At 63.6% G+C, this 12809-nt stretch carries 14 protein-coding genes and 1 pseudogene; 11 read left to right on the forward strand and 4 right to left on the reverse strand.

What is annotated here, in order from left to right; all coding sequences use genetic code 11:
- Positions 1–2: 2 nt before the first annotated feature.
- The gene (locus NW75_RS12165; protein ID WP_033965490.1) at positions 3–455 is read right to left on the reverse strand and encodes a DUF2721 domain-containing protein; all 453 of its coding nucleotides are present in this window, start codon (positions 453–455) and stop codon (positions 3–5) included.
- Between the two features lie 84 nt (positions 456–539).
- Here NW75_RS12165 and NW75_RS26510 point away from each other — a divergent pair, with 84 nt between their 5' ends.
- From NW75_RS26510 to NW75_RS12205, 10 genes are all read left to right on the forward strand, one after another.
- On the forward strand, positions 540–1028 hold the full coding sequence (locus NW75_RS26510) for a hypothetical protein (RefSeq protein WP_231565171.1): 489 nt from the start codon (positions 540–542) through the stop codon (positions 1026–1028).
- Positions 953–1615: a GNAT family N-acetyltransferase gene (locus NW75_RS26515; RefSeq protein ID WP_231565172.1), complete on the forward strand. Its 663-nt coding sequence runs from the start codon at positions 953–955 to the stop codon at positions 1613–1615. Before NW75_RS26510 ends, NW75_RS26515 begins: the two co-directional genes overlap by 76 nt.
- 35 nt (positions 1616–1650) lie before the next feature.
- Positions 1651–1923, forward strand: coding sequence for a UvrB/UvrC motif-containing protein (locus NW75_RS12175; RefSeq protein WP_033965491.1), 273 nt, complete (start codon positions 1651–1653; stop codon positions 1921–1923).
- 527 nt (positions 1924–2450) lie between these two features.
- Positions 2451–2756 carry a hypothetical protein gene (locus tag NW75_RS25175; RefSeq protein ID WP_197057800.1) on the forward strand — a complete coding sequence of 102 codons (306 nt, stop codon included), beginning with the start codon at positions 2451–2453 and terminating at the stop codon, positions 2754–2756.
- Positions 2757–2776: 20 nt separating this feature from the next.
- Positions 2777–4741, forward strand: coding sequence for a PAS domain S-box protein (locus tag NW75_RS12185; RefSeq protein ID WP_197057801.1), 1965 nt, complete (start codon positions 2777–2779; stop codon positions 4739–4741).
- Between the two features lie 42 nt (positions 4742–4783).
- A complete protein-coding gene (locus NW75_RS12190) occupies positions 4784–5356 on the forward strand; it encodes an RNA polymerase sigma factor (protein WP_033965496.1) in 573 nt (190 codons plus the stop codon).
- A complete protein-coding gene (locus NW75_RS12195; RefSeq protein WP_052192379.1) occupies positions 5314–6258 on the forward strand; it encodes a DUF4880 domain-containing protein in 945 nt (314 codons plus the stop codon). The genes NW75_RS12190 and NW75_RS12195 overlap by 43 nt, the downstream gene beginning before the upstream one ends.
- Before the next feature lie 81 nt (positions 6259–6339).
- Positions 6340–8523 carry a TonB-dependent receptor domain-containing protein gene (locus NW75_RS12200; protein WP_052192380.1) on the forward strand — a complete coding sequence of 728 codons (2184 nt, stop codon included), beginning with the start codon at positions 6340–6342 and terminating at the stop codon, positions 8521–8523.
- A gap of 29 nt (positions 8524–8552) precedes the next feature.
- Positions 8553–8819: a TonB-dependent receptor gene (locus tag NW75_RS27370; RefSeq protein ID WP_052192381.1), complete on the forward strand. Its 267-nt coding sequence runs from the start codon at positions 8553–8555 to the stop codon at positions 8817–8819.
- A gap of 71 nt (positions 8820–8890) precedes the next feature.
- Entirely contained in the window at positions 8891–9823 is a 933-nt protein-coding gene (locus NW75_RS12205) for a metallophosphoesterase family protein (RefSeq protein ID WP_033965497.1), read from the forward strand.
- Positions 9824–9951: 128 nt separating this feature from the next.
- Here NW75_RS12205 and NW75_RS12210 read toward each other — a convergent pair whose 3' ends face one another.
- From NW75_RS12210 to NW75_RS12220, 3 genes and pseudogenes are all read right to left on the reverse strand, one after another.
- On the reverse strand, positions 9952–10431 hold the full coding sequence (locus NW75_RS12210) for a nuclear transport factor 2 family protein (RefSeq protein WP_033965523.1): 480 nt from the start codon (positions 10429–10431) through the stop codon (positions 9952–9954).
- Positions 10432–10716: 285 nt separating this feature from the next.
- Positions 10717–11190: pseudogene (locus NW75_RS27790) on the reverse strand (pyridoxamine 5'-phosphate oxidase family protein); the annotation flags it as partial.
- Positions 11135–11680, reverse strand: coding sequence for a carboxymuconolactone decarboxylase family protein (locus NW75_RS12220; RefSeq protein ID WP_033965498.1), 546 nt, complete (start codon positions 11678–11680; stop codon positions 11135–11137). The gene NW75_RS12220 and the pseudogene NW75_RS27790, both read right to left, overlap by 56 nt.
- A gap of 115 nt (positions 11681–11795) precedes the next feature.
- Between NW75_RS12220 and NW75_RS12225 the strand changes: the two genes are divergently transcribed.
- Positions 11796–12701 (forward strand): LysR family transcriptional regulator, encoded by a 906-nt coding sequence (locus NW75_RS12225; RefSeq protein WP_033965500.1) that lies wholly within the window; start codon positions 11796–11798, stop codon positions 12699–12701.
- Positions 12702–12809: the final 108 nt, after the last annotated feature.

Here is a 12809-nt window from a genome sequence, read left to right on the forward strand (position 1 = left end):
GCCTAGCGTTCCAGCAATTCCGGGCGGATGTGGATCGCGGTCAGCGACATGCGCACTTCGATCAGGAACGACACCAGCGCCGAGATCAACAATCCCATCGCCAGGATGAAGGATAGCGCGACGATGGTACCGATGTGGAGCTTGATCAGCACCGCGACGAACAGCAAGGCCACCACCAGGCACGTCATTACCGCGCTCGACACAGCCATCACCAATGCCGCGTTGATTACCGACATGCGGCGGTCGAGCAGCCGCAATTCCCAGACGTGGCGGTCATGTTCGGGCCCGACCGAGCGGGGGTGAAGGTCCTCCACCGCGCGGGCGCGATCGACCACCCGGGAAAGCCGTCCGGCCAGCACGTTGAGCAAGGCACCGATTCCGGCCAGCATGAACACCGGGGATAGCGAAAGCTGGATCGTCTGCGCGATCGTGTTGACAGCGGGGATCGAGAACATCGTTCGACATTGGGGGGTGTCGCCGCGCGACGCAAGCGGTGCTCTGCACCGAATGGTAACCCAGTTGCGCTAACGCCGTGCGCCATGACCAAGCCGATGCTGCTCGCGGAGTTCACGCGCCTGCCGTCGCCGACCCGGGCGAGCGTGCTCGATGGCCTGTCGGGCGCGATCGATGCAGTGGCGGAAGCCGCCCCTGCCGCGCAACGTTTCCTGCGCTATCAATGGTATGCGGCGGCGCTGGAGGCTTATGGCGGCGCGGCGCGCACGATTGTGGTGGAAGACGACGACGAACCGGTGATCGCTCTGCCGTTTGTCGGTGTCGGGCCGACGTTGGCGCGCGTCGCGATGGTGCCGGGCTGTTATTGGCCGTTCCGCGGCTTTCCCATGCACGCGCGGGTTGCACCCGCGCGGTCGATGCGCTGCTTGACACGCTCGGGCGCTCGGTCAACGCGCTGCGGATCGGGCCAGTCTGCGACGGCGATCCGACGATCGAGGCGTTGCTCGCGCGGGCCCGGGCGAAAGGGTGGGCGGCGCTCGACCGCTTCGTCGCCAACAGTTTCGTGCTCGATTTGACGCAGGACGATTGGCCGCGCGGATCGACGCTGCGCAAGAATCGCTTCCATGAAAAGCATTTGGCCGAACATGGTGTGCTCGACTGGCGCTTTGTCGGCGCTGGAGAGTGGGAACTTGCCTTCGATGCCTTCGCGCAGGTCGAGGGACGGAGCTGGATCGGGGCGAAGACTGACGGGCGCGATGCCAAGTTCACCCGCACCGGCCATGGCCGGTTCTGGCGCGCGGCAGCGCGCGATCCGATCCTGGCGGGAATGATGTCGGCGGCGCTGCTGACCATCAAGGGTGTGCCCAGCGCCTTCTCCTTCGATCTCGATTGCGGCCCGACGCGCTACGCCATCGCCAACAGCTATGACCCTGCTGTCGCCAGACATTCGCCGGGCAAGCTGCTCGCGTATCGCAATCTCATGCATGCACGGGGAGCGGGGATTCGAATGGTCGATTGGGGCGCGGGCGACAGCGGATACAAACAGACGCTGGGTGCCGTGCAAGGTCCGGCGTTGCGCGATTGGCTGCTGGTGCGGCCCGGTGTCCCGGCGGCGTTGGCGCGGCTGTTGAAAGGGCGTTGGGCCGCCAGCGGGCAGGGGTGACGGATCCCCGGCGCTGCGCACTGCGTTGAACACGGATGGACGAACTGGCCGATCTTCAGGCACGGATGGAAGCAGCGGCGGCGGCGCTGGATTTCGAGGAAGCGCGGAGGCTGCGCGACCGCATCAGCTTGCTCCGCGGCGGTGCGGATGCCGCTGCAGCGGCATCGGCCGACACCGCAGGTCTGACGCGGCAACAGCCGGGCGCAATGGGGCTCGGTTCCAGTCAGCAGCGCGTCAGCCCACCGCCCGGATGGACGCCGCCGCGTAAGCCCGATCCGATGACGCAAGGACGATCGCGCAAGCGGTGATGCCGGACGAGTCGGTGTACTGACAGCCGCCTTTTTCGAAACGAGAAGACTGGACCCAATACGGTTTCCCGAAGATTGCGTCTGAGAGGTAGCCGCACTCCCTCCCACGTCTCCTTTGCGAATATACGCAGGCTTTCTCGTAAAAATTCAGCGATGTAGTTGAAATATACAGTCGGCGATCGTGGTACAAGAAAAGTCATGAGGACATAGACGGCGTATCGTCCCACTCCTCCTATTTGCGTTGTGGGCGTGTAGAATATAAGTGATATGGCGTTAAGGTTAATATTGTGCGGTCGCAAATCTTCCGGTCCAGTGTGGCGTTGGTCAGGACTAAAAATGAAATCCGCGATTTTCAGGTCTAGGTTTGCAGCCGCGCTACCCGGGTTATGCGTTTTTTTGGGCGTGCTCTGCGGAAGCTCCTATGGCAGATCTGGGCCGAGGTGTCGGGTAAGGCTCCCCCGCTATCGTTTTCACTGGGCATTGGCGTCGCATCGCTTATTCTTGTCGGTCTGCGATATTGGCCGGTGGTGGCAATCGCGGCGATCGGGACAACGGTGTTCGCCGAACCGGTGCATCCCGTTCTGCAAAATGTCGCGCATGGTGCGGGTCTCACGCTTGGTGCGGTCATCTCCGCATTCCTTATCGAGCGGTGGCGGATCAGGCCAAGTGACCTCCTGGATCCAAAGTCGGTGTGGCGGACCTTGGCGGCGGTCGTCGCGGGGACGTTCGCGGGTGCAGTGTCGGCGACTACGGTGGTAATGCTCGTCGGCGGGCCTGGTACTTTTGCGGCGGGCGTCGAGGATCGTGCGGCGCGCGTTTTGGATTGGGCTTAATTCTCGCGACGCCGCTGGTCTTGTCATGGGCAGCGCCTCCTGCGGAGCGCTGGACGCGCGTCGCGTGGTTTAACTTCGTTGCGTTGATGGTGCTTTGCGCCGCCGTCGCTGCGGCCATCAATTTCGGTTCGGGGACTGCTTCCTTCGCGTGGGTTATGTTTCCGCTCATCATCGCCGCCTTGCGCTTTCATTTGCGCGGAGCTGCCACATCGATGGTGCTTGTCGCGGTCATCACGCTGTGGGCCGCCGGACAAAATTCTTTCCAAGCCGTGGGGGAGCTGGCCAGTGGCCAGGTGCGCCTGGCGCAGTTGCTGGTCGCCGTGACCGCCGCGACGATGTTTGTCCTCGCCGCGACCGCCGACAAGCGTCGCGAACAGGAGCGCGCTCGGGATGCGGAGCAACGCTATCGCGCCATTTTCGAACAGGCCGGTGTCGGCGTGGCGGTCCTGTCGGCCGATGGCGAGTATCTCGCGGCGAACGAGCGCTATCTCGAGATCGCGGGATATGGCCGCGATGAGCTGCTTGGAAGCCACTATACCGCGATTCTCGACGACACCGAGGCAAGCGCGAGCCGAAACGTTCTCGCCCAACTTTCGGGTGGCACACCCCCCATCATATCGCGTGATCTGAATATCCGAACCAAGGGTGGCGAAAAGCGGTGGATTCGGGCGACGTCGAGCAAGATTGTCGGGGCTGCGGGCGCGGTCGATCAGGTCGTGACCGTGGTCGAGGATATCTCGGAGCGCGTAAAGGCAGAGGTTGCGCTTTCGGAGAGTGAAAAGCGTTTCCGCCTGGCCCAGCAATATGCGGGCGTCGGTGTGTTCGACATCAACCTGACCGAAGAAAGCGCGCTGCATTCGCCGGAAAGTGCGGCACTGTTTGGAGTGCCCTGGCATCCCGGCGCATACAGACTTTCGGAATTTGTCGACCGCATCGGTCAGTCGCAATTGCACGAGATGCGGGCAAAATTGTTCCGGTCTGCGGTCGACGAAGCCCCGTTCGAAATGTCCCTGCGCGTCTCCATGCCGGATCGCCGCATTCGCTGGATCCGTTTGCACGGCCGATACGATCCTTATGAGGAGCGACCTCGTCTTCTCGGCCTGGTCATCGATATCACCAGCGACGTTGAAGCGAAGGCGCAATTGCGCGAAGCAAATGAGAAGTTCCTGCGCGTTACCCGCTTGAGCGCGATGGGTGCGATGGCCTCGACCCTGGCGCATGAGTTGAATCAGCCGCTATCGGCCATCACCAATTATGTCGAAGCGGGACGCTACAAGCTCTGCGACGCTGAAGCGGTCGACGGGAAGCTGCTCGCGATCCTCGATTCCGCGCGTGATCAAGCGCTGCGCGCGGGCGAAATCATCCGCAAGATGCGGGCCTTTGCCGTAAGTGGCGAGGTCGTGTTCGAACGGGTGTCCCTGGGGCCGGTCCTCGCGGCGGCGTGCGCTGGTGTGCAGCAACTCAAAATGGCCGATGATGTGACCCTCATTTGCCATCCCGTGCGGCCCGACCTCTTGGTGGTTGGCGATCCGGTGCAGCTCGAGCAAGTGATGTCGAATCTGGTCCGCAACGCTGTCGAGGCAACCGAGGGGGGTGGCGCGTCGGGAAATCGTGGTGTCCACCGATATCCGTCAGCGCGACGTATTGATCACAGTGTCCGACAACGGGTGCGGTCTTCCCCAGGGGATGCTCGAAAACCTGTTTGCACCGTTTCGGACGAGCAAATCGAACGGTGCCGGCCTGGGACTGGGCCTACCGATTTGCCGAACTATCGTCGAGGCGCATGGCGGCAAATTGTGGGCGGAAAACAATCCGCAGGGTGGCGCGACCTTCAGCCTTGTCCTGCTCTTGGAAGAGGGCTGGGCGCATCTCGGGAAAGGCGAGATCGCGTCCGAGCCATACGGGCAACGCGACGACCGGGCCGCCTAGAGCCGCAGATTGCGGAAGGACCGTCCTGTTTTCGCGTGAATGTCGCGTTGTTGTAAGAATGCCGTCCTAAGCGCGCTCCGAGCCGTTTGGAGCATAGGTTGAGCTGGCTGCGTGACATCGATCGCTGGTTCATGGCCGAGGTGCTGCCGCACGCAGCCGCTTACCGGGCCAAGGCGGCGCATTTTTGCGGTCGTGACGATGCCGATGATCTGGTGCAGGAAGCCTATGCGCGCGTCCTGAAGACGCCGGACTTTCGGGCGATCGTCAGCGCGCGCGGGTTCGTCCTCACGATCGTGCACAATCTCGCGCTGGAGCGGCTGCGGCGGGCGAACGTGGTGCGGATCGAACTGTTGGCATCGCTGGACATGCTTGATGTGGCGGATCCCGCACCCGACGCCTTTGCGGTTGCAGCCGGGCGTTCCGACTTGCGACGCCTGCTCCAGCTGATCGATGACTTGCCGCCGCAATGCGCGCGCGTCCTGCACATGCGCAAAATTCAGGGCATGCCCCCGATTGCAATCGCCGAGGCGCTTTCAATATCTGTCTCGACGGTGGAAAAGCATATCGCTAAGGGGCTTGCCCTCGTAACAAAGGCCCGTCGCGACAGCGAAACCCAGGTGGAGGAAGTTTGTCCGGCCTTTCCGAAATCCCGCAGCGGCACGCTGACCTGACCGACGAGGCGGCCGCCTGGCTGGCCGCGCTGGACGCGGGATCGGCGGACATAGCGGCATTCGAGGCCTGGCGTGACGCGGATATCCGCCATGCCGTTGCCTTCGTCGAGGTGGCCGGCACGTGGCGCGACATGGACGCTTTGCGCCTGGCAAACGGGGACATGCAACGCGGCAACGTCGCCGAACCGATCGCCGCGGAGCGACCGAGCCGACGCCACCTCCTGCGCGCTGCTGCCTCGGTTGCGGTTGTAGTGGTCGTCGGCGGCGGCTTCGCATACCGCGCCGCTGCCCGCGCTTCGGCAACGACTGCCGTCGGCCAGCGCAAGACCGTCGCCGCTGCACCCGGACTGTCGCTCGATCTTAACACCGACACGAGTGTCTCCTGGAAAGACGGCATGCCTGCGCGGGCCTGGCTGGAACGGGGCGAGATCGCAGTGCGCCTGGCTGCGTCGCACCGGCTGGAGTTGTTGACGCCCGGCGGCCGGTTTCTGCTCGAACCGGGCGCGTACAATGCTCGGGTGCGCGGTGCTGGCTGCGAACTGGCGATCCTCGCCGGAGGCGGTACGTTCGAGGGTACTGGGCGGCGCATCGGCTTGGGCACGGTCGCGCTGGCGAACGCAGGCCAGTTGGCGCTGCGAGACGCGCCCGATCTCGGTCCGATCAGCGCATGGCAGCACGACACGCTCGTGCTGAACGGGCAAAGCCTCGATTACGCGGTGTCGGAGATGAACCGCTATCTGCCCGAGAAAATCGTGATCGGTGATCCCGATCTGTCGCGCCTGCGCCTCGGCGGCACTTTCGCCACCACCGACCCCGCCGAATTTCTGCAGGCGCTGCGCACGTCGTTCGGTGTACGGGCGACCACGGGTGCGAACGGCGGCATCGTTCTCACCCGGATTTGAACTTTTTTTACACGGCGAATGGCGGTTCGTCCGCGCTGATCCATCCTTGCCCCGACAATCGCATAGAGTGTGGGGACTTCCATGATACGATATTTGACGACGACCGCCATCGTGGCGGTCGCGATGACCAGTGCTGCATCCGCGCAGGCCGAGCCGGCGCGCATCCGCTTCGATATCAGGTCGTCCGATACGGCCACCGCGCTGAACGGCTTTGCGCGGCAGGCCGGTGTGCACCTTGTCTTTCCGTACGACGCGGTTGCCGGTCGCCGTGTTGCCGCGCTGCACGGCAGCTTCACCCGCGACGAGGCGCTGCGTCGCTTGATTGCGGGGCAGGGACTGGTGATTGCGGAGCAAACCGCATCGATGATCTCGCTGAAGGTCGCGCCGGTCGAACCCCCAAAGGAAACCGCAAGCACGACCGGAGCGGACATCGTCGTGCTGGGGCAGGGCCAGTCTCGCCAGGTGCAGACCGTCTCCGCCAAGGCGATGGAAAAGACGACGGCGGGCTCGTCGCCGCTGCGCTCGCTCAGTCGACTGCCAGGCGTCAATTTCGACTCGTCCGACGCGCGCGGCACCTATGAGGCGGCGACCCAGCTTTCGATCCGCGGCTTCCTGACCGACCAGATGGGGTATACGCTCGACGGCGTCCCGCTCGGCAATATGCAGTATCGCAACAATAACGGCCTTTCGATCAACCGCGCGCTGCTGACCGAGAACAACGGCGCTGCCACGCTCTCCCAGGGCAGCGGCGCGCTGGGCACGGCGTCGACCAGCAATATCGGCGGCACGGTGGACTTCACGTCGATCGACCCGACCGCACGCTTCGGTGTCGATCTCGAGGCGAGCTACGGCAGTGCCAATTCATGGCGCACCTTCGTTCGCCTCAACAGCGGCGATCTGCCATGGGGCGGACGACTGGCGCTCTCCTATGCGCACGACCGGCAAGGCAAATGGAAGGGCTGGGGCAAGCAGGTTCAGGACCAGATCAACGCCAAATACGTCCAGCCGCTGGGCGATAGCGTGACCTCGACCACCTTTCTCGACCTGATCGACCGGCGCGAAGACGATTATAACGACACCTCGCTGGCGCGGCTGAAGACCTATGGCTGGGATTTCGACAATATCCCGACTTTCGCGCTGGCTGAACAACTCGCCACGATCACCCAGAATGGCGGCACACCGCCCGCGCCTTATGTGAACGCGGACGACAGCGTGTATCAGGGTGGCGGCGTTCGGCGCGATCTGCTCGCCTATGAAAAGCTCGGCTATCAGCTTTCGTCGCGCCTGTCGGGCTTCACCACCGGCTATATTCACCTCGACAAGGGTATCGGCACCTGGGCCGATCCCTATGATCCCACGCCCGCAGCCTATGGCGGCTCGCCGATTTCGGTTTCGGCAAACCGTTACGACATCGATCGCAAGGGCATCATCTCGCGCCTCACGTTCAAGGCCGGTGACCACAAAATCGAGGGCGGCGTGTGGTATGAGCGCAACGCGTTCAACCAGGCGAACTATCTCTACGGACTTCAGGCGGGCGTCGCGCCGCAGGAGTTTCAAAAGTTCTACACCAACCCATTCCGCACGACTTATTCGAACCAATATACCACCGACACCGTGCAACTCGACATCAGTGACACCTGGCAGGCGACGGACCATCTTCGCCTGAACGCGGGCGTGAAGGGTGTCGTTTCCACCAATCACGCGCACAGCATCGTCAGCACCAAGCCGATCGACGGCTCGATCAAGGCGGAGAACTGGTTCCTGCCGACCGCCGGCCTTCTTTACACGCTGGACGGCCACAACGAACTTTTCGCGGATTACACCCGCAATATGGCGGCGTTCGTCGCGTCCACATCGAGCGGCCCCTTTTCCAGCAGCTCGCAAGCCGGTTTCAACTATATCCGCAGCGACCTGAAACCGGAGATGACCAACACGTTCGAGGCCGGTTACCGCTTCCACAATCGCGATTTGCAGCTTTCGCTGACCGGCTATTACGTGAAGTTCACCAACCGCCTGCTCGCGTCTTCGATCAGCGCGACCGTCGTCGGCAACCAGAACGTGTTGCAGAATGTCGGCAGCGTCTCGTCGCGCGGCGTCGAGGCGGCGGCGAACTGGCGGTTCGCGCCGCATTGGTCGCTGTACGGCAGCTGGGCTTATAACGATGCGACCTATGACGACAATGTCCAGCCGCTGGGCGGGGCCGTTGTCGCCACCAAGGGCAAGCAGGTGGTCGCGTCGCCGAAGAACGTCGCAATGCCGAGCTGAATTATGACGATGGCACATTATGGGGTGGGGTGACTGCGCATTATCGCAGCGCGCGCTACTACAGCTATCTGAACGATGCTGTGCTGCCCGGCGCGGTCAATTTCAACCTTTCGGCCGGCTATCGCTTCAGCCGCCTGCTCGACGTTCAGGTCAACGTGATGAATCTGTTCGACGCGCATTATATCGCTTCGACCGGCACCGCCGGTTTCGTGACCTCCGATCCCAACGGCACCTATACCACGCTGCAGGCCGCTGCCCCGCGACAGGTGTTCGCGACGGTGCGCGCGCACTTCTGAGCCGTTTCTCCGGAAAGGGGCGCTCCCTCGTATCGGGAGCGCCCCTCGACCGTCTTTTCGATGGAGGCCTTATGGACCGTCGCACGCTTCTGAAGCTCTCGATGGGCGCGCCGCTTCTGCCGCTGGCGGCGCGGGCGGCGTCGGCCGCGCCGACGCAGACCGCCGACGCGTTCCGTTTCGTCCTGATGGGCGATTGCCATATCCGGCCTGAACTGGACGCCGCCCGCGCCTGCGCGATGTGTTTCGAACAGGTCTCCGCGTCCGACTGCGATTTCGTGATCCAGGGCGGCGACCATATCGAGGACGCGTTGGAAACCGGACGCGATCGCGCGACGATGCTGATGGATCTCTATCAACGGACCGAGCGCGCGCATCTGCGCAAACCGGTGCATCACGTCATCGGAAATCACGATTGTCTCGGCGTCTTCCCGAAGAGCGGGATCGATCCTTCCGCGCCCGATTATGGCAAGCACTTCTACATCGATCGCTTCGGACCGCGATATTACGCCTTCGACCATAAGGGCGTGCATTTCGTCGTGCTCGATTCGATCGGCCTGACGGCCGACCGAAATTACGAGGGGCGCGTCGATGATGAGCAACTGGCCTGGCTGCGCGGCGATCTCGCGGCGCAGCCCAAAGGTGCTCGCATTGTCGCCGTGACGCACATTCCGCTGGTTACCGCGATGCAATGCTATGAGCCGGAATCCTGGCTCGACACGCCGCACAACTGGACGTTCGTGGTCAATGGCCGCGACGTGCTGCGGGTCCTGCGCGACCACGATGTTCTCGCGGTGCTACAGGCACACAGCCACGTCTATGAGCGGATCGAGCTGAACGGCATGTCCTTCATCACCACGGGTGCCGTCGCAGGCGCGGATTGGCGCGGATCATTCCTCGGCACGCCGGAGGGCTATACCGAGATCGCCGTCTCCGGCCGCACCGTGACGAGTTGCTATCGAACATACGGCTTTTCCAGCGTCGCTCGGCAAGACGTGCCGATCTGAATGCCGATCAGCGACAGCGTCGACCGTCCGGGCACTTGCCGCAGGCGCTGACAAAATCGGGGATGTCGAATGTGCTCTCTGTTATCGGCAGGGAGGGGCGCGACCCTGATCTTTCCGGAGAACGATGGTCACCCATCTACGCCGGTCAGGCCGGGATAGTCCTGCGGGCGCGGCGCGGGGGCATTCCAACGGAAGCGGCGCTCCTGCTCCGTGATCGCCAGATCGTTCACCGACGCCTCGCGGCGGCGCATCAGCCCGTTTTCGGCGAACTCCCACTGCTCATTGCCGTAACAGCGATACCACCCACCGGCGATGCGGCATTCGTACTGAAACCGCACCGCGATCCGGTTGTCGGTAAACGCCCACAGGTCCTTGACGAGGCGATACTCCTCTTCGCGCGCCCATTTGGCCCTCAGCAACGCGACAATGGCGGGCCGACCCGTGACGAAGCAGTCTCGGTTCCGCCATTCGCTATCGATCGTATAGGCCAGGGCCACACGCTCGGGGTCGCGGCTGTTCCAGGCATCTTCCGCGGCGCGCACCTTGAGCAAAGCGGTCTCGCGAGTGAAGGGCGGCATCGGCGGCCGAGGGATTTTGAGCGGGCTCATGCTGGGATGTCCTTTTCGGCGAGCGCTGTGCGCAGCGCGGCGTTTTTCGGCCTCGAGCGCGGCGAGTCTGGCGTGGAGAGGAGCCGAGGCTGCAACGATCTCGGCCTCGGTAAAACGCGGGGTGATGTGTTGCGGGCAATTCCAATCGAATGCCTCAAGGTGCAGCAGGAAGAAGCGTTCGGGCAGGCCGCGATAGTTTGCGAGCTCGAGTTTCGTCGCCAGTGCGGCATCGGCGGAGAGATCGCGCACCTCGATCCGGGCATAGAGCTTCAACCGGCGACGGCGCGGATAGTCCATCAGGAAGATCGCGACACGGTCGTTCGCCGCGATATTGCCGAGACTGATATATTGGCGATTGCCCCGAAAATCGGCGAAAGCGAGCGTGGTCTCGTCCAGAACCTTGAGGAAGCCCCGGGGGCCGCCGCGATGCTGGACATAGGGCCAGCCGCTTTCCGATACGCTTCCCAAGTAGAAGCTGTCGCGGCTGGCGATAAATTCGACTTCGGCTGGTCCGAAGCGGTCCGACGGGCGGTGCCCGCCGACTGCGTCGTAAAGCCCGGCACTGCCGTTTGCCAGCTGTGCCGCTAGCACGCTCGGCGTCGTTGCGAGGGTGAGGAAGGCATTGGCCATGATCCGACTCCCGGAGGGCTGGAAAAGGGGACATCGTTGGCGGGCGCACGGTGCGCGGCCCGCAACGGGGGCGTCACGCGGCCTGGGCGGCCAGGACGACCGGGAAGTCAATGTCGGTTTCGGCGACATTGTTGATGTAGTTGGTCAGCACGTTGAGCGCGACCGACGCCACGATCTCGATCACCTGGGCGTCGCTAAAGCCGGCCAGACGCACTGCGGCGAGGTCGGCGTCGCTGACGCGGCCGCGCGCGTCGAGCACCTTTCGCGCGAAGACAAGGGCGGCGTCGGCCTTGGCGTCGCCCGAATGACCGGTACGGTTCAGCGCGACCTCGGCGTTGTCGATCTTGGCGAGGTTGAGGCCGAGATAGGTGTGCGCCGACAGGCAGTAATCGCAGCCATTTGCCTGCGCGATTGCGAGCGCGATGCGTTCGCGGGTCTTGGCGTCGAGCGTGCGGCCCAATGCGCCGTTGAGGCCGAGATAACCCTCGAGCGCTGCGGGGCTGGTGCCGACGAGACGGAAGAGGTTGGGGATCGTGCCGAGCTGTTTCTGGACGGCATCGAGCAGCGGCTGCGACTTTGCGGGGGAATCTTCGCGCGTGGGGATAGCGATGCGGGACACGTCTTTTCTCCTGGGTAGGCGGCTGGGTGCGGCCTGCCCAATTAAAATGCCCTTTCGAGCCGTCTGTGATAATCGGTTCAATCGACACTTCACTCATGCGAAGATCGGGATAATCATGGATCGGCTGGAAATGTTGCGCACCTTCGTTGCGGTGGCCGATCATGCGAGTTTTGCCGAGGCCGCGCGCCGCCTGCGCGTCTCGCCCACGGCGGCCAGTCGAGCGGTGGCGGCGCTGGAACTGTCGCTCGGAACCCCCTTGTTGCGGCGGACGACGCGATCGGTGCGGCTGACAGACGAGGGCGCCGCCTATCTCGAGCGCTGCCGTGCCGCGCTGATCGAACTCGACGATGCAGCGCTGGCTTTGCAAGGTGCGGGCGCACTGCCGGGGGGCAGTCTTGTCGTCACCGCGCCGGTTACCTTTGGGCGTCTCCATATCCTGCCGATCGCCACCGGCCTGCTGCGCGATCATCCGCGTCTGGATGTAGAACTCACCTTGATCGATCGCGTCGTGCGCCTGGTCGATGAAGGGATCGATGTCGCCGTGCGGATCGGCGATTTGTCGGACAGTTCGCTCCATGCCCTCAAGGTGGCGGAGGTACGGCGGGTTCTTGTCGCCAGTCCTGGCTATCTGGCGGCGCATGGAGCGCCCGGGAACGTGCCGGCGCTACATGGACACGCCTTGATCTCTTTTACCGAGATCGACCGCGCGCACGAGTGGCGCTTCGGAACGACCGGCAAGACCGCCATCCGGATCGAGCCAAGGTTGACGGTCAACACCGCCGATGCGGCCATTGCGGCGGCGACCGATGGCGTGGGGATCGCGCGCGTTCTGTCCTATCAGGCGCTTGCGGCCATCGCGTCGGGGCGGTTGGTCACGGTGCTCGACGGGGCCGCGCCGCCGCCCGCACCGGTTCACCTGGTCTATCAGGCCAACCGACGCGCTTCGGTCAACGTACGCGCCTTCATCGATGCAGCGCGGGCGCATTTCAGTGGGTTGGATCTGACAGGTGGCGCGGCGTGACCAGTACGGCCGATCCGCCAGCGTTCGCTCACCAGCTTAGCCCAAGAGTTCCCCGCAATGGGGCAAGCTACGAACCGGCAAGGCCTGTTCTCCGCTCTCCACCGCTTG

This window comes from Sphingomonas sp. Ant H11 (genome assembly GCF_000797515.1).
GTDB lineage: Bacteria > Pseudomonadota > Alphaproteobacteria > Sphingomonadales > Sphingomonadaceae > Sphingomonas.